Annotated in this window: 18 protein-coding genes; 3 read left to right on the top strand and 15 right to left on the bottom strand. The window is 65.3% G+C overall.

Going from position 1 to position 24,372, the window contains the following annotated elements; genetic code table 11:
* Nucleotides 1–149: 149 nt before the first annotated feature.
* Nucleotides 150–338 carry a helix-turn-helix transcriptional regulator gene (locus tag KY494_RS21600; RefSeq protein ID WP_219888190.1) on the top strand — a complete coding sequence of 63 codons (189 nt, stop codon included), beginning with the start codon at nt 150–152 and terminating at the stop codon, nt 336–338.
* Here the strand turns inward: KY494_RS21600 and KY494_RS21595 are convergent.
* The 13 genes from KY494_RS21595 to KY494_RS21535 form a co-directional block, all read right to left on the bottom strand.
* Entirely contained in the window at nt 335–682 is a 348-nt protein-coding gene (locus tag KY494_RS21595; RefSeq protein WP_219888189.1) for a hypothetical protein, read from the bottom strand. The genes KY494_RS21600 and KY494_RS21595 overlap by 4 nt on opposite strands.
* 34 nt (nt 683–716) lie before the next feature.
* The gene (locus tag KY494_RS21590) at nt 717–3,053 is read right to left on the bottom strand and encodes a M43 family zinc metalloprotease (protein WP_219888188.1); all 2,337 of its coding nucleotides are present in this window, start codon (nt 3,051–3,053) and stop codon (nt 717–719) included.
* 166 nt (nt 3,054–3,219) lie between these two features.
* Entirely contained in the window at nt 3,220–3,696 is a 477-nt protein-coding gene (locus KY494_RS21585) for a hypothetical protein (RefSeq protein ID WP_219132712.1), read from the bottom strand.
* 216 nt (nt 3,697–3,912) lie between these two features.
* Nucleotides 3,913–5,133 carry an acetate/propionate family kinase gene (locus KY494_RS21580; protein WP_219888187.1) on the bottom strand — a complete coding sequence of 407 codons (1,221 nt, stop codon included), beginning with the start codon at nt 5,131–5,133 and terminating at the stop codon, nt 3,913–3,915.
* Nucleotides 5,130–6,545 (bottom strand): bifunctional enoyl-CoA hydratase/phosphate acetyltransferase, encoded by a 1,416-nt coding sequence (locus tag KY494_RS21575; RefSeq protein ID WP_219888186.1) that lies wholly within the window; start codon nt 6,543–6,545, stop codon nt 5,130–5,132. The genes KY494_RS21580 and KY494_RS21575 overlap by 4 nt, the downstream gene beginning before the upstream one ends.
* 9 nt (nt 6,546–6,554) lie before the next feature.
* Nucleotides 6,555–8,831 carry a DUF3141 domain-containing protein gene (locus KY494_RS21570; protein ID WP_219888185.1) on the bottom strand — a complete coding sequence of 759 codons (2,277 nt, stop codon included), beginning with the start codon at nt 8,829–8,831 and terminating at the stop codon, nt 6,555–6,557.
* A gap of 49 nt (nt 8,832–8,880) precedes the next feature.
* Nucleotides 8,881–10,005 (bottom strand): ABC transporter permease, encoded by a 1,125-nt coding sequence (locus KY494_RS21565; protein WP_219132708.1) that lies wholly within the window; start codon nt 10,003–10,005, stop codon nt 8,881–8,883.
* Nucleotides 10,006–10,009: 4 nt separating this feature from the next.
* Nucleotides 10,010–12,754 carry a ribosome-associated ATPase/putative transporter RbbA gene (gene rbbA, locus KY494_RS21560; protein WP_219132707.1) on the bottom strand — a complete coding sequence of 915 codons (2,745 nt, stop codon included), beginning with the start codon at nt 12,752–12,754 and terminating at the stop codon, nt 10,010–10,012.
* A gap of 2 nt (nt 12,755–12,756) precedes the next feature.
* On the bottom strand, nt 12,757–13,830 hold the full coding sequence (locus KY494_RS21555; protein WP_219132706.1) for an HlyD family secretion protein: 1,074 nt from the start codon (nt 13,828–13,830) through the stop codon (nt 12,757–12,759).
* A gap of 18 nt (nt 13,831–13,848) precedes the next feature.
* Entirely contained in the window at nt 13,849–15,300 is a 1,452-nt protein-coding gene (locus tag KY494_RS21550; RefSeq protein WP_219888184.1) for an efflux transporter outer membrane subunit, read from the bottom strand.
* A gap of 13 nt (nt 15,301–15,313) precedes the next feature.
* A complete protein-coding gene (fabI, locus tag KY494_RS21545; RefSeq protein ID WP_219132704.1) occupies nt 15,314–16,099 on the bottom strand; it encodes an enoyl-ACP reductase FabI in 786 nt (261 codons plus the stop codon).
* Entirely contained in the window at nt 16,096–16,281 is a 186-nt protein-coding gene (locus tag KY494_RS21540; protein WP_219888183.1) for a hypothetical protein, read from the bottom strand. Before KY494_RS21540 ends, fabI begins: the two co-directional genes overlap by 4 nt.
* Before the next feature lie 427 nt (nt 16,282–16,708).
* The gene (locus tag KY494_RS21535; RefSeq protein WP_219888182.1) at nt 16,709–18,148 is read right to left on the bottom strand and encodes an IgA Peptidase M64; all 1,440 of its coding nucleotides are present in this window, start codon (nt 18,146–18,148) and stop codon (nt 16,709–16,711) included.
* A gap of 201 nt (nt 18,149–18,349) precedes the next feature.
* Between KY494_RS21535 and KY494_RS21530 the strand changes: the two genes are divergently transcribed.
* Nucleotides 18,350–18,952: a TetR/AcrR family transcriptional regulator gene (locus KY494_RS21530; RefSeq protein ID WP_219888181.1), complete on the top strand. Its 603-nt coding sequence runs from the start codon at nt 18,350–18,352 to the stop codon at nt 18,950–18,952.
* An 8-nt stretch (nt 18,953–18,960) separates the two neighbouring features.
* Nucleotides 18,961–20,169, top strand: a complete 1,209-nt coding sequence (locus KY494_RS21525; protein ID WP_258194364.1) for a DUF418 domain-containing protein — start codon at nt 18,961–18,963, stop codon at nt 20,167–20,169.
* Here the strand turns inward: KY494_RS21525 and KY494_RS21520 are convergent.
* Together KY494_RS21520 and KY494_RS21515 are read right to left on the bottom strand one after the other, a co-directional pair.
* Nucleotides 20,160–21,413, bottom strand: coding sequence for a cyanophycinase (locus tag KY494_RS21520; RefSeq protein WP_219132699.1), 1,254 nt, complete (start codon nt 21,411–21,413; stop codon nt 20,160–20,162). The genes KY494_RS21525 and KY494_RS21520 overlap by 10 nt on opposite strands.
* Before the next feature lie 145 nt (nt 21,414–21,558).
* Nucleotides 21,559–24,360 carry a TonB-dependent receptor gene (locus KY494_RS21515; protein ID WP_219888179.1) on the bottom strand — a complete coding sequence of 934 codons (2,802 nt, stop codon included), beginning with the start codon at nt 24,358–24,360 and terminating at the stop codon, nt 21,559–21,561.
* Between the last annotated feature and the right edge of the window lie 12 nt (nt 24,361–24,372).

Here is a 24,372-nt window from a genome sequence, read left to right as displayed (position 1 = left end):
TCTTTTTTTTCGTCCGTCGCACCTGGCGGCAGGGCAAAATAATTTTACAGATAGGCGCCGTGCTCCCGTTATCCCTGCAGGCATGCCACCGGCATGCCGCACACGGACAGGAGAGCAGGTATGACAAACACCGTTTCAGGCAGGCCGCCATGCAGCGCCTGACCCCGGCCGAGCGGCTGGTGGCGGCCATGGCAGCCGAAGGCTTGCCGTATAAAAGCATCGCCAGGGAATTGGGCAAGTCGCCGGCCACCGTGCGCAACCAGCTGCATGCGATTTACCAGAAACTCGGCGTGGACAACCGCACGGCGCTCGCCTGCAAACTGCGCGGCCAGCCTTAACGCCGCGCCAGGCGCAGCACGTCGGGCGTGGCTTCGACGATATCGATCACGTCCCGCGCCCCGCTGGCATCACCGAACGCATAGCGGCCCATGCCCAGGGGCACCAGCCGGGTAACGGGACCGGCGCGGGGACGGTCGTCGGGGCCGGGCGCCATGGACGTCAATGTCGCCTCCCCTTGCGCCATGGCGCCGGCGGGCGCGCCGAACTCCAGCACATTGCGCCCCTTGCGGCTAGGAGGAAAGGCGAAGGTGGCCGTGGGCCGGTACACCTCGATACCGTCCGCATCCTCCTCGAAGGAATGCGTCCAGCTACCGCTGGGCAATGCCGTTGTCATGCCGTGCATGCCGCCTCCCGTTTAACGCATTGACGCATTGACGTCAGAAACACGATACCACGCCGCCCAGGCTTTCATAGCCGCTCACGGAGGGCGACCAGGCCGTGCCGTTCCACGCCTTGTGGAACAGGGCGCCATTCGTGCCCGTGACAAACACGTCGAGGCGGTTGGCCGCCCAGGCCGTGGCGCGCGGACGCGAGGTACACACGCCGCCCAGGTTGTCAAAGCCCGTCAGCGACGGACTCCAGGCGCTGCCGTTCCAGGCCTTGTGGTACAGGGCGCTATCGGTGCCGATGACGAACAGGTCGAGCCGGTTGGCCGCCCACGACACGGCCTCCACCTCGCCCACGCAAATGCCGCCCAGGCGCTCGAAGCCATCGATGGACGGCCCCCATTTCGCGCCATCCCACCACTTGTGGTACAGCGCGCCATCGGTACCGGTGACAAACACATCAAGCCGGTTCGGTCCCCATGCCACGGCCTTCGGCGACGAGGTGCAAATGCCCCCCAGGCGCTCGTAGCCCGTCAGCGACGGTCCCCAGGCCGTGCCGTTCCACCACTTGTGGTACAGGGCCCGGTCCGTGCCGATGACGAACACGTCCAGGCGGTTCGGTCCCCACGCCACCGCTTCCGGCTGGCCCAGGCACAGACCGCCTATGGCTTCATAGCCCGTCAAGGATGGCCCCCAGGCGGAGCCGTTCCACCACTTGTGATACAGGCCACGGTCCGTACCGACGACAAACACGTCGATGCGATTCGGTCCCCAGGCCACGGCGCGCGGGTCACCCACGCACAAGCCGCCCATCGCTTCATAACCGGTCAGGGACGGCGCCCACGCCGTGCCATTCCACGATTTGTGAAACAGACCGCTGTCGGTGCCCGTGACGAACACATCGAGCCGGTTCGGCGCCCACGAGACCACTTGCGGCGCACTGGTACAAATACCACCCTGCCCTTCATAGCCGGTGACCGATGGCGCCCAGGCCGAGCCATTCCAGGCCTTGTGATACAGCGCGCGGTCCGTGCCCACCACGAAGACGTCGAGGCGGTTCGCGCCCCAGGCCACGACGGGCGAGGAACTCTGGCGCGGCGTGGCGCCCGTGCCGCCCGTTCCCGTGCCGATGCTGGCGCGCGGACCATCGAGGCAGGCCTGCATGCGCGCCACCTGGCCCGCCGTGAACATGAACATGGCGGGATCGTCGACATAATCCATGTAGTTCATGAACATGTCGCCATTCGGTCCGTTGCTGCAGGAAATATGCGGAAATGAAGGCTGGCCCGTGTTCGGCCCGCCCTGGTTCGGCGTGTCGGCGACATTGTCCGTGCCCGAGCACCCGGTGCCGTCGTCACCCCATATATGGTTCAGGTTCAGCCAGTGGCCGATTTCATGCGTGGCCGTGCGCCCCAGGTGGAACGGCGGCGCCGCCGTGCCGGTCGTGCCGAAGGCCGATTGCAGGATCACCACGCCGTCGGTGGCGGCCGGGCCGCCGGGGAACTGCGCGTAACCGAGCAAGCCGCCGCCCAGCTGGCACACCCAGATATTCAGGTAACTGTCTGCCGGCCAGGCGTCCATGCCGCCCGTTGCCTGCGACTTGACGGCATCATCCGCGCCAAACGAGGCCACCGCCGTCTGGCGCCGCTCGATGCCGCTGCTAGCCGCACCGTTCGGATCGGTGGTGGCCAGCGCGAATTCCACGCGCGCATCGGACGTCAGCGGCAGGAACGGTGCCGGCGTGCTGTTCACATCCGGGTTGACGCGCCGGAAATCGCGGTTCAGCACATCGATCTGGCTGGCGATCTGCGCATCCGATATATTCTGCGCGGCCGTGTTCCACACCACATGCACCACCACCGGTATCTGCGTCACGCCGGAACGGCCGGCGATGCCGCTGTCTCCCTCGTACAGTCCGGCCAGGTTTTCGATATCGGCGCGTACGTTCGCATAGGAGGGATCTTCGGTCAGCAGGCGGCGATGCACGTCCATCGTGGCGCAGGTGCGCACTTGCGGCGTGCCGCCGCCCTGCTCACCTCCACCGCCCATGCCACCTGCACCGCCTCCGCCCCCTCCGTCGTCGCGGTCGCCCCCCATGCCGCCGCCATCGCCCACGTGCATGCAACTGGCGCCTGCCATGCCCTGCGATGCCTGCTGCATGCCGCCGCCCGGCATGTCGCCGGCATGCGCGGCGGCCGCGCCCTGGGTGAGCGCCGCCTGATCCGCGTACGACACGCCCAGACGCGGCCCTGGCATGGCGTCGCCGCCGGCCGCATCGGCGTCGGCCTGCACGTCGCCTTCGACCGGCATGGACTGCATGGCGGACATGGCTGGCGCGCCTTCCGCTGAACCGGTGGCCGGTGATTTTTTCGTTTTAGCGGTGCTCATGATGTCTCCCTTCGTCTGTTTGCCAGTTCACTATGGCACGGCGAAAAGAGGAGCATTTGCGCCAGATCAAGACTGGCAAGCGGTGCCAAAGAAAAGTGGCGGACGAAAAAAAAAGACAGCCGAAGCTGTCTTTGGGGCTTGCAGGCCGTGGCCCGCAAACGGGGAATTACTTGGCGGCGGCGGCCTTGACTTCAGCGTCGGCTTTGGCCTTGGTTTCTGCCGTCTTGGTGGCGGCGAGGGCTTTATCGGCGTTCGCTTCCACTTTTTCCTTGGCGACCTTGGCGTTCGCTTTCACGGCCGTCTTGGTGGCTTTCGCATCGGCCTTGGCATCGGTTTTATCGGCCTTGGCTTCCGCTTTCAGCTTGTCTTCCGCATCGGCGCTGACGACTTTGTCGTGAGCCTTGGCCTTGGTTTTATTGGCCTTGTGATGGGCGTCGGCTTTCTTTTCGTCAGCCTTCATTTCAGCCTTGGCGACGTTGGCGTCAGCCTTGGCATCGACTTTGGCTTCCGAAGCGGCAGCCTTGTTGACATCTTTTTGCGCGGAAGCCTGGGCTTTCACGACAGCTTCGGTAGCCGGCGCGGTTTGAGCGAAGGCGGCGGTAGCAAACAGGGTGGCGATCAGGGCGGCGAGTAATTTGTTCATGATGAGACCTTTCAATATGGTTTAATTTTATTCTTACTAAAGGCGGGCAAAATGTTCAAAGTTTGCCAGGCATCGCGCTGTTTCTTGATGTAGCGCAATGGCATGACTTCATAGTAAAGATAATTGGCAAACCACACAGTGCGGTAGCGCACTCAACGAGAAATATGTGCAATTCGGCAAAATTTCTCATCGAGCGCCGCCTGCCGCTTCAGATCCTCATGCGCCCACGGCCAGCGCCGCATGGCGCGCCGCCACCCACTCCTCATTTGCCGGTTCCACGCCCACCACGATGCGGCTGGCATCGGTGGAAATACGGCTGGCGTTGCGCGCATTGGCCTGCGCATCGAGCACGGGGCCGATGAAACCGAGCTCGGCGCAGATGCGCTGGCGCAGTTCGGCGCTATGCTCGCCGATACCGGCCGTAAACACCAGCATGTCCAGCCCACCGAGCACGGCCGTCAGGGCGCCGATTTCACGCACGATGCGGCGGATATACAGGGCCAGCGCGGCGCGGATGCGCTCACCCGTGGCATCCTGCCGGTCCTGCTGCGCCAGCAGCACCGGCGGATCGGCCGACACGCCCGACACGCCCAGCAAGCCCGACTCGTGGTACAGCACATGCGCCACTTTTTCCAGCGACAGTTTTTCGATTTCCATCAGGTAGATCACGGCGCCCGGATCGAGCGAACCGCAGCGCGTGCCCATCATCAGACCATCGAGCGCGGAAAAGCCCATGGTGGTGGCCACGCTTTGCAGGTGCTCCATGGCGCACAGACTGGCGCCGCTACCCAGGTGGGCCACGATGACCTTGCCGCGCGCGACAGCGCCAAAACGCTGCTCCAGCACCAGCGACTGGTATTCGTACGACAGACCGTGGAAGCCGTAGCGGCGCAAGCCCCGCTCCCACGCATCGTAAGGCAGGGCCAGCATCTGCTCGACCTGCGGCACCGTGTGGTGGAAGGCCGTGTCGAAGCACGCCACCTGGGCGATGTCGGGCCGTGATTCGAGCAGCACCTCGATCGCCTCCAGCGCGAACGGCTGGTGCAGCGGCGCGAGCGGCACAAAACTTTTCAGGTCCGCCAGCACCTTGGCATCGATGCGCACGGGAGCAAAATACTTGCTGCCGCCATGCACCACGCGATGCGCCACGGCGCGCAGCGGACGCCCGTCCAGCTGCGCCACCACTTGCGCGCGGATGTATTCGAGGGCCGCGTGATGCGGCTGCTGCGCATCGAGCTGCAAGGCGACCGCCGGCAGGCCGCCGGCGCGGTACGTGGCGTTTTCGCGGCCGATACCTTCGACCTTGCCACCCCATTGCGCCTGCTGCGGCAGCATGCCGTCCGCTTGCTCGAACAGGGCGAACTTGATGCTCGACGAGCCGCAATTGAGCACCAGGATCAGGGCGCCATCGGCGGCATGTTGGACGGGTGCGTTCATGGCGGCGTGCTCCGGTAATGATTGGCCAGCATCACGGCGATGGCGCACGAGGCGATGCGGCTGGCGCGCGAATCGGCGCGGCTGGTGAGGATGACGGGGATTTTCGCGCCCAGCACGATGCCGGCGCTGTCCGCATCACCCATGTATTCAAGCTGCTTGGCCAGCATGTTGCCGCTCTCCAGGTCGGGTACCAGCAAAATATCGGCGCGGCCCGCCACCTCGGAGACGATGCCCTTGACGGTGGCGGCGGCGATCGAGACGGCGTTGTCGAAGGCCAGCGGGCCATCGAGGATCGCCCCCGTGATCTGGCCGCGGTCGGCCATCTTGCACAGGGCGGCCGCGTCCAGCGTGGCCGGCATGTCCGCGTTCACGGTTTCCACGGCGGCCAGGATGGCCACGCGCGGGCAGGCCACGCCAATCACGTGCGCCAGGTCGATGGCGTTGCGCACGATGTCGGCCTTCATCGCCAGGTTCGGCGCGATATTGATGGCCGCATCCGTGATGATGAAAGGACGCGGATAGGCGGGCGTCTGCATCAGGAAGCAGTGGCTGATGCGGCGCTTGGTGCGCAGGCCGGCGCTGGCGGCCAGCACGGCCGACATCAGTTCATCCGTGTGCAGGCTGCCCTTCATCAGCGCCTCCACTTCGCCCTTGCCCGCCAGTTCGGCGCCGCGCGCGGCGGCCGCATGGCTATGTTCGACGTCCTCGATGGCGATGCCTTCCAGGCTCAGGCCCGCTTCGGCCGCCACCGCTTCCAGGCGCGCGCGCGGCGCCACCAGAACGGGCGTAATCAGGCCGGCCGCATGGGCATCGAGCGCGCCCGCCAGGCTCAGTTCATCGCACGGGTGGATCACGGCGACCCGGATCGGACCCAGCGTGCGCGCGTGTTCCAGCAGGCGCCGCGTGCCGTCGCCGTTATGCAGGCGCACTTCGGGCAGAGTGGCGCGCTTGCGTTCGATCTGTTCGGCGGGCGCGATCACCTGCGCTTCGCCGTCGAGCACCACGGCGCCATGCTGGTTGACGCAGCGGCAGGCCAGGGTCACGTGGCGGTTGTGCGGCTCGCGCGCGGTGACGGTGACGCTGATGGCCAGCGTATCGCCCACGCGCACGGGCTGCAGGAAACGCAGGGTCTGGCCCGTGTAGACGGTGCCGGCGCCGGGCAGGCGCGTGCCCAGCACGGCCGAAATGAGGGCCGCGCCCCACATGCCGTGCGCGATGACGCCCTGGTAGCGGCTGGAGGCGGCAAATTCGGCATCCAGGTGCTGCGGGTTGTCATCGCCCGACATCACCGCGAACAGGGCGATATCGTCCATGCTCAGGGTGCGCGTGATGCTGGCGGTGTCGCCGATGGCGATCTGGTCGAAGGTGCGGTTACGCACGATATGCAAATCATCGTCTTGGGTAGTAGTCATCGTGGTCTTCTAGGCAGAGGTAGTGTTTTTGGCAGGTTTGGCCTGGACAGCAGGCTGGGACGCAGTTTGAGATGCATGCGCGGCCGGTGGCAGCGCCTTCGCGTGCGCCTTGATCGCACGCTCGAATACCGCCAGCATTTGCTGCAGGCTCGCTTCCTCGTCCGGCGTCGGCGCTTCGGGCACTTGCAGCACTTGCTGCAGCCATTCGCCCAGCGCGCCGATGGCATCCGGCTCCGCACGCGACAGCAAAGTCGGCAAGGCGGCGATGGCGGCATCGAAATCATGCAGCATCAAACGCGCCTGCTGGCGCACGATGCCGCGGAATTCTTCCATGCTGAAGCCCTGCGTGTACTGCGGCTTGACCAATTTGAGGGCCAGGTTGACGCGGCGCTCGTCGGCGATCATGCGGAAGCGGTAGATGTAGAACAGCGCGCGCACGGCCGCCTCCACCAGGCCCCCATGCTGCATGTCCTCGTCCATCTTGCGCGTTTCGCAACGCACGTATTCGCAATGCTCGGGCGAGATACCGGGATGCGGGCGCGGCGGCGTGGTGTCGCCGAGGGCTTGTCCCGTCAGCGCCTGCACCAGGGGTGAGCCATAAATCATGTCGAAAGTGGTTTCCTGCACCGTATCGCGCCAGTCGCGCCAGCTGTTCAAGCCGGCCGTGATGGCGCCGGAGATGGCTTCCTGCATGGCCAGCAGCGGGTTGTCCGGCGCCACCGGCTGGCGCTGAGCGCGCACTTTTTCCGCCTCCTTGGCCACCAGCTTGGCCAGCGGATTGTGGTCCGTCCAGCGCTCGTACGAGACGCGCAGCGGATGCGTGAGCTGCAGCAAGCGCGCCGACTGCGGCGTGACCATGGCGCGCACCCACGGCTGCGCAAACGTGCGGTACAAAGCCAGGTTCACTTCGGACACGCGCGCGACAGCGGCGAATTTGCGGTCATTTTCCACGCTGGGCTGCACGATGGCGCGCACATCCTCGATGCCGCGATGCTCGACCTGCAGCACGTAGTCGCCGCTGGCCAGGTCCGCGTTCGGCGTATCGGGCGTCTTGTCGACGATCCGCGCTTCGTAGATGCCGGCCGGCAGCAGGTTGATCAGGTCGATATTGCTGGCGAATTTCTGGTGTTCCTTGTGCCCCACCTTGGCCGAGACGAAAATGCCCAGGTGGCCAATGCTGTCATGCACGGCATACACGATGGTCTGGTCGTGCAGCAGCACATCGTTGTCGTCGCGGTACAGGTCCGTGATCCAGCCCAGCGCCTGCGGCGGCGGCGTGATGTTGTCGCCGTTCGAGCAGAATACGACGATGGGCGAACGGATATTGCGCAAGTCCAGACGCACGCCATCGGAAGTGATCAACTCCGCCGTGGCCAGGCGGTTGCCGATGAACAGATTGTCGACGATGTACTGCATCTCGACGTCGTTGAGGAACACGTGGCCGCCCCAGTATTTTTCAAATTCCAGATAACGGGGCGCTTCCGTATCGATGTTCGCGTACAGGTTGTACTGCTTGCTCCACAGGGTGTTGGCCGGGTTCAGCTTCTCGAAATTCTGCACCAGGCTGGCGCCGTCGAAACGGCCCTTGCCCAGGTCGCCCGCCAGCGCCGTGGCCCAGCTGCCACCCATCAGGCCACCCGCATAGCGCATCGGGTTGCGGCCATGCCAGCCGGCCCAGTACGACACGGGCGCGCCGGCCACGATGATGGGGCCGAACAGCTCCGGGCGCATGGCCGCCGTCATGAGGATTTGCCAGCCCGCCTGGCAATTGCCGATGACGACGGGCTTGCCCTCGCTGAGCGGATGCAGGGCGATGACTTTTTCCAGGAAGGCCGCCTCGGCGTGCATCACGTCTTCCACCGTCTGTCCCGGCACGGGATCGGGCAGGAAGCCGATGAAGTAGCACGGATGGCCGGCGCGCAGGGCCACGCCGATTTCGCTCTCGGCCTTGAAGCCGCCGATGCCGGGACCGTGGCCAGCGCGCGGGTCGACGACGACGAATGGCCGCTTGCCTGGATCTGGCTGCGGTGTATCGGGCGTCAATATGCGCGCCAGGCCGTAGTTGACGGGGCGCGCCAGCTCCAGGCCGGACATCACCAGTTCGGCGGGGAAGTCCAGCACGTTCGGCACTTCCTCGGCCAGATGCTCCTGGTACTGGTTGCCGCGCCGGCGCATCACGTCCGCGTACAGCACGATGCGCTGCCACGAGTCGCGCGCATAGTCGCCCAGCACGCCCAGCGACGGCAAGCCGCCGGTGGAGAAAAATGGTGCAGTTTCGATCTTCATGGCTATCCTTTTCATGCAAAAAAACGCCGGACCATTCCGGCGCGGGGGGCTACGCCATCTGGCTGATGGTCTTGCGAAAGCGCGCCAGCGCGAAGGTAAACAGGGCCGTGCCGATGGCCAGCAGGGCCAGGAACGGTTTCCATACCACGTCGATGCCGGCGCCCCGGTACAGGATCGCCTGGCTCAGTTCGACGAAATGCGTGGTCGGTGCGATCAGCATGATGTTCTGCACCAGTTCGGGCATGCTTTCGCGCGGCGTGCTGCCGCCCGAGAGCATCTGCAGCGGCAGCAGCACGAGGATCAGCAGCATGCCGAACTGCGGCATGCTGCGCGCCACGGTGGCGAGAAAAATGCCCATCGAGGTGGTGGCAAACAGGTGCAGGGCCGCGCCGCACAGGAACAGCGCGATCGAGCCTTCGATCGGCACGTGCAGCATGCCGCGCACCACCAGGTTCAGCGACAGGGCGGCGGCCAGCAGCACCACCAGGCCCATCGACCAGACCTTGCCCAGCATGATTTCGGCCGGCGTCACGGGCATCACCAGCAAATGCTCGATGGTGCCGTGTTCGCGCTCGCGGATCAGCGCCGCCCCCGTCAAAATGATCGACAGCATCGTCACCTGGTTGATGAGCTCCATCAGCGAGCCAAACCACGCCTGGCTCAGCGATGGGTTGAAGCGCGCGCGCATCACCAGCTCCACCGGCGAGACCGTCGCGCCGCGATAGCGTTTGGCGAATTCGGATATTTCACCGGCGACGATCTGCTGGATGTAGCCGCTGCCGCTGAAGGCCTGGCTCATGCGCGTGGCGTCCACGTTCAGTTGCAGCTCCGCCTGGCGCCCGCCCAGCACGTCCGCCTGCAGCTTGGGCGGTATCGTCAGCACGAAGGTGTACCGGCCCGCGTCCAGGCCCGCATCGACCTGGCTCTGGTTGATCATGGCCGGCGGCGTGAACTGCGGCGGGAAGAAGGCCGAGGCGATGCGCCCGGACAGCGGCGAGCCATCCTCGTCGACGATGGCGATCGAGGCCATGTGCAGGGTTTCCGGCTTGGCCGTGGCGGCCACGTAGATGGCCAAAGTGAAGGTGTAGAGGATCAGGATCAGCATCATCGGATCGCGGATCAGGCTCCAGATTTCCTTCACGCCCAGGCGGTAGATATTTTCAAGATGGCGCATACGCTTACGACTCCTGTTTCTTCAGCAGCGCCACCGTCACGCCGAGGATCACGGGGATCGCCACGAGCAGGGGCCAGAACGAGGCGTGCAAGTCGCCAAAGCCCAGCGCCTTGTTGAACACGCCCCTGCTGATATTGAGCATGTGCGTGGCCGGGTACATCAGGCCGATCGCCTTGCCCACGCCTTCCATCGACGAGACGGGATTGAGCAGGCCGGAAAACTGGATGGCCGGGATCATGGTGCCGATCATGGTCACGAACAGGGCCGCGATCTGGCTGCGCGTAAACGTCGAGGCGAACAGCCCGATGCCGGTGGCGCAGATATTGAAGATGAAGGTGGCGCCGATCAAGGTCAGCAAGCTGCCCTTGACCGGCACGCCGAAGGCGGTGACCGCCAGCAGCGCCATGAGGGCGAAGTTGAACATGGCCAGCACGACGTACGGCACCTGCTTGCCGAGCAAGAATTCCAGGCGCGTGACGGGCGTCACGTACAGGTTGATGATGGACCCGAGTTCCTTTTCACGCACCACGGACAGCGCCGCCAGCATGGCCGGCAGCATCAGCAGCAGCAAGGGAATCACGGCCGGCACCATGGCCGGCAGGCTTTTCACGTCCGGGTTGTAGCGGTAGCGCGTCTGGATGGCGACGGGATTGTTCATCTTGATGCCATAGCGGTGCAGGGCCTGGTCGGCCAGCCACAGCTGATGCATGCCCTGCACGTAGCCCTGCACGGTTTCGGCGCGCATCGGCATGGCGCCGTCGATCCAGGCGCCCACCTGGGCCGGCGCGCCGCGCTGCACGTCGCGCGCAAAGCCGGGCGGAATCTCGATGGCCAGCGACAGTTCGCCGCTGCGCATGCGCTTGTCGATATCGGCATAGTCGCGCAGCGGCGGGCGCTCGACGAAGTAGCGCGAACCGGCCAGGTTGTTCGTGTAATTCTGGCTCAGGGTGGTCTGGTCGTGGTCGAGCACCGCATAACTGAGGTCTTCCACATCCAGGCTGATGCCGAAGCCGATGACGAACAGCAGCAGCACGGAGCCGCCCAGCGCCAGGGTCAGGCGCACGGGGTCGCGCCGCAATTCCAGCGTTTCGCGCCACATGTAGCTGAGCATGCGCCCAAGACTGAAGCGGCTGCGCCGGTGTTCCTGCTGCGGTGCGGCCACTTCAGCCTTCTGCGCGGGCACCTCGCTTTCCTGCTCCGCCGGCGCCGTGCCGCCGCCCGCCTCTTCCAGGTAGGCGATGAAGGCCGCTTCCAGCGACGGTGCCCCCTTCTTGCGTACCAGTTCGGCCGGTGCATCGCTGACCAGCACTTTACCCGCGTGCATCAGCGAGATGCGGTCGCAGCGCTCGGCCTCGTTCATGAAGTGGGTGGAGATAAAGATGGTGACGCGGTCGCGCCGCGCCAGCTCGATCATCAAGCGCCAGAAATTGTCGCGCGCGATCGGGTCGACGCCGGACGTGGGCTCGTCGAGGATCAGCATTTCCGGCTTGTGCACCATGGCCACGGCCAGCGACAAACGCTGGCGTATGCCCAACGGCAGGCTGTCGGGCAGGTCGTCCATCACTTCGCGCAAGTCGAAGCGCTGCGCCATTTCGTCGATGCGCGCGGCGATTTCCGCTTCCGGCACGTGGAACAGGCGCGCATGCAGCACCAGGTTCTGGCGCACCGTCAGTTCGCTGTACAGGGAAAATGCCTGCGACATGTAACCGACCCTGCGGCGCGTGTCGATATCGCTGGAATCGACTTCCTTGCCGAACAGCCAGGCCTTGCCTTCCGTTGCCGGCAGCAGGCCCGTGAGCATCTTCATGGTGGTCGACTTGCCGCAGCCATTCGAGCCGAGAAAGCCGAAGATCTCGCCGCGACCGATGCGGAAATTCACATGGTCGACGGCCGTGAAATCGCCGAAGCGCATGGTCAGATCTTTCGCCTCGATGGCGACGTCCTGCGCGCTGGCCGCGTCCAGCGGCGTGATGACCACGGGCTGGTGGCCTGCGCGCTTGGCTTCCGGCAGCAGCTTGATGAAGGCCGCCTCCAGGTTGTCGCTTTGCGTGCGCGCCAGCAGTTCGGCCGGCGTGCCCGTATCGAGCACCTTGCCATCATCCATGGCGACCAGCCAGTCGAAGCGCTGTGCCTCATCCATGTAGGCGGTGGCGACCATCACGCTCATTTGCGGGCGCTGCACGCGAATGCCGGCGATCAGGTCCCAGAACTGGGCGCGCGCCAGCGGATCGACGCCGGTGGTCGGCTCATCGAGAATGAGCAGGTCGGGATCGTGGATCAGCGCGCAGCACAGGCCCAGTTTCTGCTTCATGCCGCCCGACAGCTTGCCCGCCGGGCGCGCCAGGAACGGGTGCAAGCCCGTGCTGCGGGTCAGCTGGTCGATGCGGCGCCGGCGTTCGGCGGCATCGTGGCCGAACAGGCGCGCGAAAAACTGCAGGTTTTCCTCGACAGACAAAGTCGGATACAGATTCTTGCCCAGGCCTTGCGGCATGTAGGCGATGCGCGGACAGACATCGTCGCGATGGCGCGCATCGCGCATGTCGCCGCCCAGCGCCATCACGCTGCCCTGCTGCACGGCGCGCGCGCCGGCCACCAGCGACAGCAGGCTCGATTTGCCCACGCCATCGGGCCCGATCAAGCCCACCATGCAGCCGGCCGGCACATCGAGGTCGATGGCGTCGAGCGCCACCGTCTTGCCGTAATGCTGGCTGACGCCCTTGATACTGACGACAAATGGGGTCACGTCCATGGTCACTGCGGGACCTTGGCCGTCAGTTCAGCCGGCCATGCCTGCTTTGCATCGAGACGCACCCAGGCTACGCCGGGCAAGCCCACTTTTACCAAAGCCAGATGCTTTTGCAGCAGCTCGCGGCTGATCTGCGCTTTCACGCGGAACATCAGCTTCTGGCGCTCGCTGGCCGTTTCCACCGTCTTCGGCGTGAACTGCGCGCTGGCGGCGACAAACGAGATCGTCGCCGGAATCACGTAATTGGGCGCCGCATCGAGGATGATGCGCACTTCGCCGCCCATCGCCACCTTGCCGGCCGCCGTCTCGGGCAGGAAAAAGGTCATGTAGACGTCCGACAGGTCGACCAGGTTGAGCACCTTGCCGCCACCAGCCAGCACTTCGCCCTGCTGCGCCACCAGGTATTGCACGCGGCCGTCGCGCGGCGCCGCCAGCTGGCCATCGGCCAGGTCGGCGTCGATGCGCGCGGTGGTCGCCTCGGCGGCCGTCACGGCCGAACGCGAACCCACCACTTGCGCCTTGGCCGCGTCGATGGCCGCCTGCGCCGCAGTCACCTGCGCCTTGGCCGCATTCAGGGCGGCGGCCACGCTGCGCACGCGGGCGCGGTCGTCGTCGAGTTCCTGCACCGAAGAAGCGCCCTCTTTCGACAAGGTTTCCGAGCGGGCCAGGCGGCGGCGGGCCGCATCGAGTTCGCTTTCACGCTGCGCCACCAGGGCCAGCGCGGCCGCCTTGTCGCTCTCGCGCACGGCCACCTGCGCCTGCGCGCCGACCACCGCGTCGGACGCCTGCTGCTGGCGCGCGCGCGCCTCGTCGCGCTGGGCCGTCAGCGAGTCCACCTGCATGGTGGCCAGCGGCTGCCCCGCCTTGACGAAGTCGCCCTCGCGCACGAGGATCTCCTTGACGCGGCCGGCCAGCTTGGTGGCGACGTCGATTTCCGTCGCTTCGATGCGGCCATTGCCGCTGACAAAACCCTCACCGGGGCCGGTGGGACGCATTTTTTGCCAGGCCACATAGCCCAGCACGAGAACGGCCACGACGAGCGCCGCGGGGATGAGTTTTTTCTTCAGTTGTGGAGTCATGGTATCGGGGCGATCAAATTAGTGGGTGGAAGCGGCGGCAGAGGCGGCGGGTGCGCCGCCGCCCAGGGCCGCATACAGGCTGACCTGGCTGGAGAGCAGCGCGCGGCGCGTCTGCACCAGTTGCTGCTCGACCGTCAGCAGGTCGCGCTGCGCATCGAGCACTTCCAGGTAGGGCGCGGCGCCATTGTCATAGCGCAGCTTGGCCAGGCGCGCGCGTTCGCTCTGCGCGGCCAGCGTGGTCTTGCCGATGTCGACCTGCAGCGCCAGCCAGCGCCGGTTCGACAACGCGTCGGCCACTTCGCGAAACGCGCCCTGCACGCTCTTTTCATAATTGGCCACGGCCACGTCGCGGCGTACCTCGGCCAGGTCCATGTTGGCGCGGATGCGGCCCGCGTCAAAGATCGGCAGCACCAGGCGCGGCGCGAAACTCCAGGCGCCGCTGCCCGAGTCGAACAGGCCGCTCAATTCCGCGCTGGCCGTGCCGTAAGCGGCCGTCAGCGAAATGGTGGGAAAGAAGGCGGCGCGCGCGGCGCCGATATTGGCTTGCGCGGCGCGCAGTTGATGCTCGGCCGCCATCAGGTCGGGACGCTGCGTGAGCAAGGCCGAGGGCAGGCCCGCATGCAGCGGCTGCAGCACGCTGGCGTCGTCGAAGCGGCGCGTGTCCGGAGTCAGGTCGACCGGGCCGCCCACCAGCTGGGCCAGCGCGTGCGCCTGCACGGCGCGCGCCTGCTCCAGCTGCGCCGACAGCGAGAGGGCCTGGCTGAGCAGGGTTTCCACCTGCGTCAGGTCCAGTTTGGAAATCGACCCGACCTCGAAGCGACGCGTAAAGATGCGCAGCGACTCGGCGCGGCTGTCGACCGTGGCGCGCGCCAGTGCCACCCGTTCATCGAGTTCGCGCAGGCCCAGGTAGCCATTGGCCACCTGCGCCACCAGGGCCACGCTGACGGCGCGGCGCGCCTCGTCACTGGCCAGCAGGGTTTGCAGCGCGCTGTCCTTCAGGCTGCGCACGCGGCCCCAGAAATCGAGCTCCCAGGCGCTCACGTTCAAGCCCGTCTGGTACTGCGCGCTCGTCATGGGGCGGCCCGTCACACTCAGGTCACCGGGCACGCGCGCACGGCTGCCGGAGGCGCCCAGCGCAATGGTGGGGAATTGTTCCGCGCGCTGGATGCCATACGCGGCGCGCGCCTCTTCCACGCGCAGGGCGGCGATGCGAATATCGCGGTTGCTGGCAAGCGCCTGCGCAATCAGCGCCTGCAGGCGCGCATCGGCAAAGTAGGCTTGCCAGGCGATGTCCGCCGCGTGCGCGCCGGCGGGATCGGTTTCCGGATACTGCGCCGCCACGGGCAGCGGCGGTGGCGCATACGGCGGCGCCATCGAGGCGCAGCCGGCCAGGGCCAGCGTGGTGGCCAGTGCAGTGGCCAGCGCGGCCATCCTGGCGCACGCAGATAAAGCGGGAACAGGCATGATCATCTTCTTCTTCCAGTCAATTCAGAATGTTGTAGCCGCCATCGACATACAAGGTGCCGCCCGTGATGGCGCGCGCGCCGTCGCCGGCGAGGAAGGCGCACAGCGCGCCCACGTCCTCGATGGTGGCCAGGCAGCGCATGGGCGAGCGTTCGATGGCGTCGGCCATCAGGCGGTCGAAATGGGCAATGCCGGAAGCGGCCCGCGTTTCCAGGGGCCCCGGCGAGATGGCATTGACGCGGATGCCTTGCGGGCCCAGTTCCGCCGCCAGGTAGCGCACCGATGCTTCCAGCGCCGCCTTCACTGGCCCCATCAGGCCATAGTCGGCGATGACTTCCTCGGCGCCCAGGTAACTCATGGTCATCAGGCTGCCGCCGTCCGGCATCAGCGGTTCGGCCAGCTTCGCCATGCGCATGAAGGAGTGGCAGGAGATATCCATCGCCTGCGCGAAGCCGTCAGCCGAACTGTCCGTGACGCGGCCATGCAAGTCCTGTTTGGGCGCGTAAGCGATGGAATGGACGACGAAATCGAGCCTCCCCCACTGCCGCTCGATCTGCGCAAACAGCGCTTCGAGCTGGCCTGGCACGGCCACGTCGAGCGGCGCCATGATGGCCGCCTGCACTTGCTGCGCCAGCGGTTCCACATGCGGACGCGCCTTGTCATTGAGCCAGGTCACGGCCAGTTCGGCGCCGGCCGCGCGCAATGCGCTGGCGCAGCCCCAGGCGATGCTTTGCGCGTTGGCGATGCCCACCACCAGGCCCCGCTTGCCCTGCAAAGGCAAGTGTGGGCGCAAGTCGGCCGTCATGCCTGGACTGGACGCAGGGCGGGCCACGGCGTGGCCGCACGCACGCAGCGCACCGCGCCGGCGCGCATGGCGGCCGCGCTCATGGCCAGGGTCACGCCGCCTGCGCGCGCGTACGGCAAGGCAATCGGTGTGTGGGGATGGAGGGTATTGCACGCGTCAGGCGCGGGGGTCTGCATCTTCATGAATCGGCTTCCGTCACTGAAATTCGAGGCCGGCACCAGTGCATTCTCAGGGAACTGGTACGGGGCGAAAATTACTCTACAGCATTTAGATACGTGATTCGCGATGAGTCCGGTCCGCATGCTTATCGTTTTGAGCTAGGTCAACTATAAGTGCGATTGCGGCAATGCAACATTGATACACATCAAATTCTACATCAATATTATTTAAATGGACTAATTGATAAGCAATCGAATCGCGGTGCTTATTTGATAATATCGCGGGGCTGGCGCATAAAAAAGCGGCCGTACAAAAGAAGGGGAGATTGCCTGAAACACAAGCTGCGCGGCGCCGTGGCGCGAGGCGCAAGGCGGGGAACGATAAAACTGGGGACCATGCTATTGCGTTGCAACATGGCCCACCATGCCTTGCGGCACTGCGCTGAAAGGATTATTGGCGCGGCGCCGCGGGACGCGAATACAAGTCGATGATGGTGCTGATGCCATCCTGGCATACGGAGCAGAAGGTCTCGCTGCGGTCGAACATGATGCATTGCATCTCGGGCCGGTAGTAGCCGGACGACTCGTAGTTCGCGCCTTCGAAGGCGCCCACAGCATGGCGCTGCGGCGCCTTCGAGAACAGCTGCTGCGTGTACGCCAGGTCGGCCTTGAACAAATCGCTCATCTCGCTTTCCGGGCGGTTGGCCGCGCGCAGGGCCGCGCGCTGCTTCTGGTACTCGCGCGCATGGCTGTCGTAGGCTTCCTTCGGCCATGGCGTCGGCAGCGGCGTGCCCGCCTTGACGTGGCTCTGCCATTTCAGTTTGGACGGATCGCGCAGCGCCGTGGCGTTCGACTCCCACGGTTCCTGCCGCTCGCCATTCGACTGATAGGCCACGGGCGAAGTGTAGTACTCATCGGCCAGGCCGGCGAAATGGTGGCCGAATTCATGCACGAACAGGTAATTGGCCCAGTCGTTGTTGGCTGCCGCCGTGCTGAACTGGCCGAAGATGCCGCCACCGCCGTAGGTGTCGTTGTTGACGAGGATTTCGATGAATTCATACGGCGCATACTGCGCCAGGTCGCGCAGGGCGCGGTTGTCCGTCGTCAGCACATAACGCTCGCTGCCGAAAATATCGTAGCGCGTGCCCAGCGGCGACGCATGGTGCACGCCCGTCGATGGACGCGACACGCCCGACTCCTGCGTCGGCGCGGCCATGGCCCACACGTTGAAGTCATTGGCCCGCTCGCGGAACGGCGAGACCGTAAACAGGTGTTCGGCCAATTTCCGCGCCGTCGCTTCGAACTTGCCCATTTCGGCGGCCGTGTAGCCGTCGCCCATGATCAGCAGGTCGACCTTCCCGGACGAGGGGCCACTGATGCGGATCGGGATCGGCTTGACCGGCGCGGGCGGCTGCTTGCGGATCACCTCCTGCGCCGCCGGGTCGACATCGGTGCTCCACACAATGGAAAACAGGCCGCGTTCGTCGCGCTTGAGAATGCGCACGCGCACGGGGTGCTCGGGCTGCGGGAAACGCACGGATTCCTGGAACGCGCGCGTGGTGGTTTTCGCTTCGTCGGTGCTGGCCCATTCACCGAAAATGGTGGAGAAGCCGCGCGAATACAGCACCTTGCCCGACTGGATATCGACCACTTCCAGCAGGTTGTTGCCGCGGTTGCTGTCATCGATGGGACGCGCCAGATTGCCCGGCCATGGCAAGGGTTCGACCAGCACGCGCTCGACCGCATAATGCTCGCCCAGCGCATTGCCGCTGTGCTGGTAATCGAGGCGCATGGTGGCCGGCTGGGCGGCACCGGCAGCCTGCGCGGCAGGGACGATGCCGGCGGCCAGCGCCAGCGCGCAGAGGAAGGATCGAATCGGGGTCTGCTGCATTTCATTCCTGACACGGTAGAAAAACGGGTAAAAGAAGCGGTTTTCCAAACAAACAGCGGCGCCAGCGGCGGGCATGGAAAAATCCGGTGCGGCATATTGTAGCGACAGGAATACGCACTGCAAAGCACCCGTTTGACCGCGCCACGCAATCCATTTATATTAGACTGACTAGTCGATTAATTAAAAGGGGAGCAAAACGCCATGCGCACCATCGATCCCGGCAAACACGCGGCCCGTCGCGACGCCATTCTCGCCGCCGCGCGCAGCTGCTTCGCGCGCAAGGGCTTTCACCAGACCAGCACCGCCGCCATCTGCGCGCAAGCGGGCATGAGTCCCGGCAACCTGTTTCATTACTTCCCCACCAAGCAAGCCATCATCGCCGCCATCGTCGACCAGGAAGGCGGCGAGACGGCCGCCTATTTTGCCGGCGTGCAAGGCAGCGCCGATGCGTACGGCGCCCTGCTCGATTTCATGGACCTGGTGCTGGCGCTGGCGGCCGACGGGGATTTTGCGGGACTGGCGCTGGACATTGCCGCCGAAGCGATGCGCGATCCGGATATCGCGGCCAGGGTGGCGCGCAACGATGCCGTGCTGCGCGCCGGCGTGCAGGCGCTGCTGGAAAGCGCTGCGGCACAAGGTCAGGTTGACGCCGCGCTCGACCCCGCGCAAACGGCCGGCTGGATCGCCGCGCTGATCGACGGCATCTTCAACCGGGTCGCCGTCGATCCCGATTACGCACCGCTGGCGCAGCGCGCCAGCCTGCACCTGTTATTGGCGCGCTTCCTGCGCCCTGCCCTGGCATGAGCACCGCCATGCAAACCCAGCCCACGCGCATCGCCGATGTCGACGCCCTGCGCGGCTGCGCCCTGTTCGGCATTTTGGTCGTCAATATCGGCGCCTTCGCCACGCCGTGGTTCGGCCTGGGTCTGACCGATCCCGCCTTTCACGGCGGCGTCGACCGCGCCACGCATTTTCTCGTCGCGCTGCTGTTCGAGACCAAGTTCTATCTGCTGTTTTCCTTTTTGTTCGGCTACAGCTTTACCTTGCAGATGCAGGCGGCCGCGCGCGCCGACGCACCATTCGTGCCGCGCATGCTGCGCCGGCAAGCGGGCCTGTGGCTGATCGGCGCCCTGCATGCCGTGTTCCTGTTTCATGGCGACATACTCACCACTTACGCCCTGCTGGGCATCGTGCTGCTGGCGCTGCACCGCTGCGGCGAACGCCAGGCACTGTCCCTGGCCTTGATGCTCGTCACCGTCTGCGTGGGGTTCTGGGCCGGCATGGCCTGGCTGCAAAGCCTGCAGCCGGCGGGCGACGCGGCGGACAACGCCGTGGCGATGGCGCAGAAGGCGGCAAGCGCGCTGGCCGCCTACCGCGCCACCCCGGCCACCGTCGTCCATCAGCACCTGCGCGAACTGAGCGACATCTGGATCGTCCTGCTGCTGGTACAGGCGCCGTGCGCGCTGGCCATGTTCCTGTGCGGCCTGGCCGCAGGCAAGCGCGAGATGCTGCTGCACGCCAGCGATTACCTGCCGCTGCGCCGCCGCCTGCTGTGGGCCGGGGCGCTGGTGGGACTGCCCGGCGCCGCCTTGTATGCGTGGACCTCCGTATATGCGCAAAGCCAGGCATGGCAGGTGGCGGGACTGGCCGCGGGACTGGCAAGCGCGCCGCTGCTGGCCGGCGCCTACCTGGCATTGGCGCTGGCCCTGTTCGAGCGCCTGCGCGACGGCACGCTGTTTTCTCTGCTGGCCGATACGGGCCGCATGGCGCTGTCGAACTACCTGCTGCAGTCGGCCATCTGCGCCTGGCTGTTCCTCGCGTATGGCGCGCGCTTGATGGGCAGCGTCTCGCCGCTCGGTGCGCTGGCGCTGGCGCTGGCTGTCATCATCTTCAGCCTGCAGCTGCCCCTGAGCCGCTGGTGGCTGCGCGGCCACGCGTATGGCCCCGTCGAGTGGCTGCTGCGGGCCTTGACGATCGCCGCGTGGCCTCGCTGGCGGCGCAGCGGCGCCGCTTACTTGTAGCGGTACAGCGGCTGGCGCAGCTGGATCGGGCGGATGTCGAGGCGCAGCTTCAGCACCGAATACGCTTCCGCCTCGGTCGAACTGTAGCCGACGCTGTTGACCGTTTTACTGAAGCGGAACTCGAAGCCCAGGTCCGGGTACGGGTCGCGCGGGTTGCCGAAGGCGATGCCGATGGCTTCCTGCTGCGCGTTGTCGATCAGGTTGCCCATCAGGTCGAGCACGGCGTTGTTGCCGAGGATATCGTTGGTAAACACGGGTTCGCGCATGTCGGGCTGGTTCGGATCGAGCTTGTTGTCGGCCTTGTCCGGCGAGGGCGTAAACACGCGTGTGACGAGGTTGAACTTGTCGCCCCGGTCCAGGTAGCTGATGGCCGCGTTGCTGATATTGAAATTTTTCACGCCACGGTCGCTGATGGCGCCCGACAGGTCGATCAGCAAGGCGCCGCTGTAGCCGATGACTTCCACGTCGCGCATGGCGTCGACCACCATGGCGCTGTTTTCATCGATACCCAGTCCCAGGTGATAGCCTTTTTTCAGCATCACGGGAATCATGCGCGCAAAGCGCCCGCGCACCAGCAGATGCTGGTCCACGAAGACATCGCTGCCGATGAAGCCCAGGCCCGGCGCAATCTCGCGCCCGTCCGTGACGCCCATCTTGAGCATGTCGAGCACGGGCTTGGCATCGTAGAACATGGTGGTGCTCATGATGGCCGCGCCGGCGCTGGAACCGGCGATCACGCCGCCGTTGCGGTAGACCGACCAGATGGCTTCCAGCGCGGCCGTGCGGCTACCGTCCGGGCGCAGCAAGGCTTGCGTGATGCGCCCCTGGTCGCCGCCGGCAAAATAGATGCCGGTGGCCGACTTGATCTGCGTGACGATGGCCGGATCTTCGGCCGCCTTGCGGTAATCGCGATTGGCCAGCTTGACGGCCAGCGGCACGAAAAAGGCATCGGCGCCATATTGATTGAGTTTTTTGATGATGCTTTCACCCGATTTTTCCGGGTTCATCGCGGCCGAGGCCAGCACGGCGATGCGCGCGCCCGGTCCGCCCGACAACTTGACGATGCGCTGCCAGACTTCGGCATTGTCGGCGCGCAGGCCGCCGCCGATGATGACGAGGGTGCCCTGCGGGGCGCTGCCGATGGCACTGCCGCCAGGCGCCGCCACGGCATGGAAGCTGCACAATGCCAGCGCGAACAGCAGCGCGGCGCGGAAGGTGTGATACAGGCTTGACGATGATTTCATGGTGCCTCTCGAATACATGGAAAGGGGCACGCGCCTGGCGCGCGCCCTTGCTGCCAATACTGCTGCTTGCAACCCAACGCCATCGAGCTACGATACTACCCGCTGCGTGTGACAGCCGTATTGCGGTATCTCCTGCTTTGCCGCCTTATTTGAAGCTGTAATTGGCGCTGGCATAGAAGCGCCGGCCGCGCGGGTCCGAATAAGTAGGGTCATAGCCGGACAGGAAGAAGTACGCCTGGTTCGAGTACGGCGGGCTGGTATTGAACAGATTCTGTATGCCCGCGCGCAGCTTGAACTGCTTGCTGACCGCATAAGCACCCGACATGTCCCACAGCGTGTAGGCCTTCACCCGGTTCGGCTTGACCACGCTGCCATCGTCCGTATTGATGGCCGAGTTCTGGTCATCGTAGCCGCTCGAATACGTGTTCGACAGGCTGGCCGAATACGGGCCATTGTCCCAGTCGAGCGTGATCGTATGGCGCCAGCGCTGCACCACGCCGTCCGTGACGAATTTATTCAAGTTACTGATAAACACGTCTCCAGGGCTGGTCTGGATTTTCGAGTCGAGCACGTAGGTGCCGCTCAGGTGGCCGCCAAAACGCCCCCACGCCGTTTTCACGCCATGCAGGTCGGCCGTGATATCGATGCCCGCAGCTTTTTGCGCGCCGCGGTTTTCCTTGCGCAGCTCGATGTAGCGGATTTCATTGTCTTCGTCGCGGTGCACCAGGTTGCCGTACTTGGACAGGTTGCCCAGGATGATGTCGTCGCCGATCTCGCTGATCAGGTCCGTGCGCTTGATGTTCCAGTAGTCGGCACTGAAGGTCCAGTGCTGGCTCGGTTCGAGCACCAGGCCGGCCGTGAACTGGCGGCTGCGTTCCGGTTTCAGCTTGTCGTTGCTGTAGCGGCGCGTGTCCCAGTTTTGCGCGCAATCGGCATAATTGTTGTCCACGGTGGCGCACAGCACGGGATCGGGCAAGGTCGCCGTGCTGCTGTAGACGGTGGGGCGGTGCAGGTCCGACATCGACGGTGCGCGGAAACCCTTGCCGGCCGAGGCGCGCATCAGCACCTGCTTGCTGGGCATGTAGGTCAGGCCCACCTTGGGGCTTAGGGCGCCGCCCACCTGCTCGTAATGGTCATAACGGCCAGACAACTGTGCCTGCCATTGCTTGGTAAACGGCAGCAGCAGTTCGCCGTAGATGGCTTGCACATTGCGGCTGTCGCTGGTGCCCTTGCCGCCCTCCGGTGCCGCATCGTTGTTGATATTGTCACTCATCAGCAATGCCGATGGACGGAACTCGGTGCGTTCGCGCCGCACTTCGCCGCCCAGGGCCAGCGCCATGTCGCCGCCGCCCAGGGCCATCAGTGCGCGCGAAGCCTTGAAGTCCAGCCCATCCATGGTGCCGCGCGCATGGCGCACCTCGTCGTCAACCTGGATGCTGTCGAGCAGCGCCCGGCCTTTCGCGCTGGACGGGCCGAAAGGATTGATGTCGCCAGCGGCGATACCCGCGAGCAGCTTGTCGTACAGGACGTAACCATGCGTATCGCGGTCCCTGACGGTATTGACGCTATGGTTCAGGCCCACGTCGTAATCCCAGCCGGCGAGCGTGCCGGTGGCGCCCACCACGATACGCTGGCTTTCGCTGGTCAGTTGGCTGGTGCGCATGCCCGCCTCGTTCAGTCGCATGCGCAGTTCCAGTTCGCGCCCTACCGGGTCGCCATCTGCATCGACCGCCGTATCGAAGCCGGCATTGGCCAGCTGCGGCACCTTGCTGTAATCGAGGTAGCCAATCACGCGCGCCGACGAGCCCACGTAATAGCTGCGTGAGCGGCTCAGTGCCACTTCCGCGTACAGCTGGTGGTCGTTATTCAGTTTCAGCACGCCGCGCGTGAGCAGGTTCTGCTTGTCCGTCTTCGGATAGAGCTCCGTGTCGCCCATATAATCGTAGGTACAGGCGTCGACGCCGCCCGTGCCCGCCGGCAAATACAGATTGGCCGGCGGCGCGCAGTTCGGGATCGAGAGATTGATCTGCCGGTTGGTGATCGGCTGGCCATTGAGCTGGAAGCCATTCTCCTGCAAGTGCGCGCGCTGGGCGTTGGACAGGCGGATATTCGCCGGGCTGGTAAAGTTCGACAGCAGATGCCCCAACCGCTGCGGAATCTGCAGGTTCGGGATGAACTTGCGCTGCGAGGAGCTGAGGCGGTCGGTTTTTTGCAGGTCGACCACGGCAAAGATATTGTAGCCATCCGTCGCCAGGTCACCCGTGCCGGCCGTGATGCTGGCCGTGCGCTTGCCGGCACCGCCTTCCTGCGTGCCGCTGCCGTAGACGTTCAGCTCCACGCCCTGGTAATCCTTGCGCGTAATAAAATTGATGACGCCGCCGATGGCGTCCGTGCCGTACAGGGCCGAGGCACCGTCGAGCAATACTTCCACGCGCTGCAGGGCGGCGGCGGGAATGTTATTCAGGTCCACGCCCGCATCGTCGCCGGGCGAGGCAAAGTTCGCCATGCGCCGGCCATTGAGCAGCACCAGGGTCGATGAGGTGCCCACGCCGCGCAGGTTGGCGCTGTTGAAGCCGCGCTGGTCACCGCCCACGTTGATACTGGCGCCATCGGTCAGGCCGCCCACGTTGGCCGACACGCGCGCCATCAGTTCGGCCGCCGTCGTCACGCCCGCCTTCTCGATATCGGCGCGCGTGATGACCTGCACCGGCAGCGCCGTTTCCGATTCCAGCCGCTTGATGGCCGACCCCGTGATCTCCACGCGCTGCATTTTTTTCGGCGCCGGCTCCCCGTCCCGCGCCTGCTCCTGTTCCTGCGCCTGCGCGCCGCCGGCCAGCATGCCCAGCGCCGCCGATACGCTCAAGGCGCCCAGCGCCAGGCGCACGCCTTGCGCCAGCAGCGACTCGCGTGGCAATACGGAACCGCCATCCTGTCTTTTCATGTACATTGCAACTCTCCC

This window comes from Janthinobacterium sp. PAMC25594, assembly GCF_019443505.1.
In the GTDB taxonomy this organism is placed as follows: Bacteria; Pseudomonadota; Gammaproteobacteria; order Burkholderiales; family Burkholderiaceae_D; genus Janthinobacterium.
Note: the sequence above shows the minus strand (reverse complement) of the source record. Positions and strands in the feature narration are given on the sequence as shown.

Coding starts and splice junctions, on each gene's coding strand:
- KY494_RS21600 (WP_219888190.1), top strand. CDS start 150: ATGCAGCGCCTGACCCCGGCCGAGCGGCTGGTGGCGGCCATGGCAGCC.
- KY494_RS21595 (WP_219888189.1), bottom strand. CDS start 682: ATGCACGGCATGACAACGGCATTGCCCAGCGGTAGCTGGACGCATTCC.
- KY494_RS21590 (WP_219888188.1), bottom strand. CDS start 3,053: ATGAGCACCGCTAAAACGAAAAAATCACCGGCCACCGGTTCAGCGGAA.
- KY494_RS21585 (WP_219132712.1), bottom strand. CDS start 3,696: ATGAACAAATTACTCGCCGCCCTGATCGCCACCCTGTTTGCTACCGCC.
- KY494_RS21580 (WP_219888187.1), bottom strand. CDS start 5,133: ATGAACGCACCCGTCCAACATGCCGCCGATGGCGCCCTGATCCTGGTG.
- KY494_RS21575 (WP_219888186.1), bottom strand. CDS start 6,545: ATGACTACTACCCAAGACGATGATTTGCATATCGTGCGTAACCGCACC.
- KY494_RS21570 (WP_219888185.1), bottom strand. CDS start 8,831: ATGAAGATCGAAACTGCACCATTTTTCTCCACCGGCGGCTTGCCGTCG.
- KY494_RS21565 (WP_219132708.1), bottom strand. CDS start 10,005: ATGCGCCATCTTGAAAATATCTACCGCCTGGGCGTGAAGGAAATCTGG.
- rbbA (WP_219132707.1), bottom strand. CDS start 12,754: ATGGACGTGACCCCATTTGTCGTCAGTATCAAGGGCGTCAGCCAGCAT.
- KY494_RS21555 (WP_219132706.1), bottom strand. CDS start 13,830: ATGACTCCACAACTGAAGAAAAAACTCATCCCCGCGGCGCTCGTCGTG.
- KY494_RS21550 (WP_219888184.1), bottom strand. CDS start 15,300: ATGATCATGCCTGTTCCCGCTTTATCTGCGTGCGCCAGGATGGCCGCG.
- fabI (WP_219132704.1), bottom strand. CDS start 16,099: ATGACGGCCGACTTGCGCCCACACTTGCCTTTGCAGGGCAAGCGGGGC.
- KY494_RS21540 (WP_219888183.1), bottom strand. CDS start 16,281: ATGAAGATGCAGACCCCCGCGCCTGACGCGTGCAATACCCTCCATCCC.
- KY494_RS21535 (WP_219888182.1), bottom strand. CDS start 18,148: ATGCAGCAGACCCCGATTCGATCCTTCCTCTGCGCGCTGGCGCTGGCC.
- KY494_RS21530 (WP_219888181.1), top strand. CDS start 18,350: ATGCGCACCATCGATCCCGGCAAACACGCGGCCCGTCGCGACGCCATT.
- KY494_RS21525 (WP_258194364.1), top strand. CDS start 18,961: ATGCAAACCCAGCCCACGCGCATCGCCGATGTCGACGCCCTGCGCGGC.
- KY494_RS21520 (WP_219132699.1), bottom strand. CDS start 21,413: ATGAAATCATCGTCAAGCCTGTATCACACCTTCCGCGCCGCGCTGCTG.
- KY494_RS21515 (WP_219888179.1), bottom strand. CDS start 24,360: ATGTACATGAAAAGACAGGATGGCGGTTCCGTATTGCCACGCGAGTCG.